Consider the following 877-nt stretch of genomic DNA (forward strand, 5'->3'; position numbering starts at 1 on the left):
ATATACGGACTTTTAAAAGCTTTGCGCCGGGATTTGACCAAGCGTGAAAGCCTGAGCATGGCGACAATTGCTCCTACGGCTGCACGTAACCCAATTCCCTGGCAGAGAAGGTTACGCAATATCGCGTATCTGCCGAAGCGATCTCTTGTGAAACGTTTTATGGACGACGTCATCCACCCCGCCATGACGCTGGTTCAGGAAGAGCTGAACAAGCAGGGGACGATAAGCCACATCAGTGACGCAGTCGACGATCGTATTCGTCTTGAAGTCGATTTGGGTAACGAGCTGAATTTTATATATGAAGTGAGGCTTCGCGGGTATAGCTCACCGACCTTCGCGCTCGCCGCGATGGATAATAATGAGCAGCAGACTGAACAACATAGATATTATCGCGCTGAGGTATATCTCAAAGAAGGCGGTCAAAATTATGATGTGATGGGCTGGAACCAGGAGCAGCTGATTAATGACATACTGGACCAGTACGAAAAACATCTGCACTTCCTGCACCTGGTTCGTTAACAGCAACATGCCGTCCTGGGGGCGGCAATTATTTATCCCGGCCGCAATATGAGGAATGCAGAATGATTTCACGCTGGAAATGGATTCTGAAGCAGACATTTAAAAAGCTATGGTTCAGGGCAACGTTATTCGCCATTGTCGCGATAATAACGGCCCTTTTATCAATTCTTTTTAAATCAATGATACCTGAGTCGGTTTCCGTGAAGGTTGGTGCGGAAGCAGTCGATAACATTCTGAACATACTGGCATCGAGTATGCTGGCAGTGACCACTTTTTCGTTGAGTATCATGGTCACAGCCTACGGTTCAGCCACTACTAATGTGACTCCCAGAGCTACGCGTTTAGTTGTTGAAGACGT

1 protein-coding gene and 1 pseudogene are annotated in these 877 nt (G+C 47.5%); both read left to right on the forward strand.

Going from position 1 to position 877, the window contains the following annotated elements:
• Positions 1–519, forward strand: a pseudogene (locus ACKLKD_RS27890) (choline transporter); the annotation flags it as partial.
• Between the two features lie 62 nt (positions 520–581).
• Positions 582–877: DUF2254 family protein (locus ACKLKD_RS27895; RefSeq protein WP_142375462.1), on the forward strand; the 296-nt coding region annotated here is incomplete at its 3' end.

Source organism: Klebsiella sp. 10982 (assembly GCF_048589245.1).
GTDB lineage: Bacteria > Pseudomonadota > Gammaproteobacteria > Enterobacterales > Enterobacteriaceae > Klebsiella > Klebsiella quasivariicola.